Source organism: Falsiroseomonas sp. RANM36 (assembly GCF_056682175.1).
Genome location: NZ_JBWXTD010000002.1, coordinates 743,151 through 745,713, shown reverse-complemented (window position 1 = coordinate 745,713; position 2,563 = coordinate 743,151). Strand labels below are relative to the sequence as shown.

The 2,563-nt window shown below is 71.0% G+C and carries 2 protein-coding genes; both read left to right on the top strand.

All coding sequences use genetic code 11. The features are described from left to right. On the top strand, positions 1–1,149 hold a 1,149-nt coding region (locus AC1MIR_RS04430), incomplete at its 5' end, for a pyruvate dehydrogenase complex E1 component subunit beta (protein WP_480026954.1). Between the two features lie 12 nt (positions 1,150–1,161). Beyond that, positions 1,162–2,478, top strand: a complete 1,317-nt coding sequence (locus AC1MIR_RS04425) for a pyruvate dehydrogenase complex dihydrolipoamide acetyltransferase (RefSeq protein WP_480026953.1) — start codon at positions 1,162–1,164, stop codon at positions 2,476–2,478. Positions 2,479–2,563 lie beyond the last annotated feature (85 nt).

Genomic DNA, 2,563 nt, shown 5'->3' with positions numbered 1-2,563 from the left:
GGGGGGGGGGCAACCCCGCCGCCGGCCCGGCGCCCGGGGGGCGCGGGCGCGACGCCCGCCCGGGGCCCGGGGGGGGCCCCCCCACCGGCCGCCGCCGCGCCCCAGCCAGCCGCCGCGCCGTCGGTCCCCGCCGCCCCCGTCGCCGCGGCGGAGAAGGATTGGGGGCCGACGAAGCCGATCACCGTGCGCGAGGCGCTGCGTGACGCCATGGCCGCCGAGATGCGCGCCGACCCCGACGTGTTCCTGATGGGCGAGGAGGTCGCGCAGTACCAGGGCGCCTACAAGATCAGCCAGGGCCTGCTGGAGGAATTCGGCCCGAAGCGCGTGCTCGACATGCCGATCACGGAGCACGGCTTCACCGGCATGGCGGTCGGCGCCGCCTTCACCGGCCTGAAGCCCATCGTGGAGTTCATGACCTTCAACTTCTCGATGCAGGCGATCGACCACATCATCAATTCCGCCGCCAAGACGCTCTACATGTCCGGCGGCCAGCTCGGCTGCCCGATCACCTTCCGCGGCCCGAACGGCGCCGCGGCGCGCGTGGCGGCACAGCACAGCCAGGAATACGCCTCCTGGTATGCGCATATCCCGGGCCTCAAGGTGATCGCGCCCTGGTCGGCGGCGGATGCGAAGGGCCTGCTGCGCGCCGCGATCCGCGACCCGAACCCGGTGATCTTCCTCGAGAACGAGATCCTCTACGGCCACACCTTCGACTGCCCGACGGCCGAGGATTTCGTGCTGCCGATCGGCCAGGCGAAGGTCGAGCGGGAAGGGACGGACGTCACGCTGGTGTCGTTCTCCATTACCGTCGGCCTCTGCATGCAGGCGGCCGAGGCGCTGGCGGCGCAGGGGATCAGCGCCGAGGTGATCAACCTCCGCACCATCCGCCCGCTCGACATCGCGACGATCGCGCGCAGCGTGCGCAAGACCAACCGCATCGTCACGGTGGAGGAAGGCTGGCCCTTCGCCGGCATCGGCTCCGAGATCGCGATGCAGGTGCTGGAGCACTGCTTCGACGACCTCGACGCCCCGCCGGTGCGGGTCTGCGGCGAGGACGTGCCGATGCCCTATGCCGCGAATCTCGAGAAGCTTGCCCTGCCGCGGCTGGAGCAGGTGGTCGAGGCCGTGCGCAAAGTCACCTACCGGTAAGGAGGCGGGATCATGGCGACGAACATCCTGATGCCCGCGCTCTCGCCCACCATGACGGAGGGCACGCTGGCGCGCTGGCTCAAGAAGGAAGGCGACCAGGTCAAGGCCGGCGACATCATCGCCGAGATCGAGACCGACAAGGCGACGATGGAGGTGGAGGCCGTGGACGAGGGCATCCTCGGCAAGATCCTCGTCCCCGACGGCACGGCGAGCGTGAAGGTCAACGACGTGATCGCCGTTCTGGTCGAGCCGGGCGAGAAAGCAGATGCAGCGCCCGAGCCGAAGCCCGCGCCGGCGCCCGCGACGCCCGCAGCGGCCGAGGGGCCGAAGACCGCGCCCGCCCCGGCAAGCCCCGGCGCCGCCCAGGGCTTCAACCCGCAGCCCGATCCGCCGAAGACCCAGGGCGGCGACCGCGTGGTCGCGTCCCCCTTGGCGAAGCGCATGGCGCAGCAGGCGGGGCTTGATCTGTCCGGCATCGCCGGGTCCGGCCCGAACGGGCGGATCGTGAAGGCGGATGTGGACGCCGCGCTGGCCAAGGGGCCGGCGCCGAAGGCGGCACCCGCCCCGCAGCCGGCTGCCGCGGCACCGGCGACCGCCCCGAAGCCGGCCGCGCCCGCGGCGCCCATCACCGCCCCCCATCAGGCGGTGCCGCACAGCACGATGCGCAAGGTGATCGCGCGGCGGCTTTCCGAGTCCAAGCAGACCGTCCCGCATTTCTACGTCACGATGGACATCGAGCTGGACGCGCTGCTGAAGCTGCGCGGGCAGCTCAACGCGGCCTCCCCGAAGGATGGGCCCGGCGCCTTCAAGCTCTCGGTCAACGACATGGTCATCAAGGCCGCGGCGGTGACGCTGCGGCGCATCCCGAAGGTCAACGCCTCCTGGACCGACGAGGCGGCGATCCTCTACGACGACGTGGACATCTCGGTCGCCGTCAGCATCCCCGACGGGCTGATCACGCCGATCATCCGCAAGGCCGACCAGAAGGGCCTGGCCGCGATCAGCAACGAGATGAAGGACCTCGCCGCGCGGGCGAAGGCCGGCAAGCTGAAGCCCGAGGAATTCCAGGGCGGCGGCTTCAGCATCTCCAACATGGGGATGTACGGCGTCAGCGATTTCTCCGCCATCATCAACCCGCCGCAGGCGGGCATCCTGGCGGTCTCCGCCGGGCAGCAGCGGCCTGTGGTGAAGGACGGCGCGCTGGCCATCGCGACGGTGATGACCTGCACGCTCTCCGTGGACCATCGCATCGTGGACGGCGCGCTGGCGGCGGAGTGGATCGCCGAGTTCAAGCGCATCGTCGAGCAGCCGCTCAGCCTCATGCTGTAGGTCTCAGGCGGGTCGACGTGACGATGACCCCCACCCCGACCCTCCCCCGCTTCGCGGGAGAGGGAGCGGTCGCGCCGAACTTCCC

Coding starts and splice junctions, on each gene's coding strand:
- AC1MIR_RS04425 (WP_480026953.1), top strand. CDS start 1,162: ATGGCGACGAACATCCTGATGCCCGCGCTCTCGCCCACCATGACGGAG.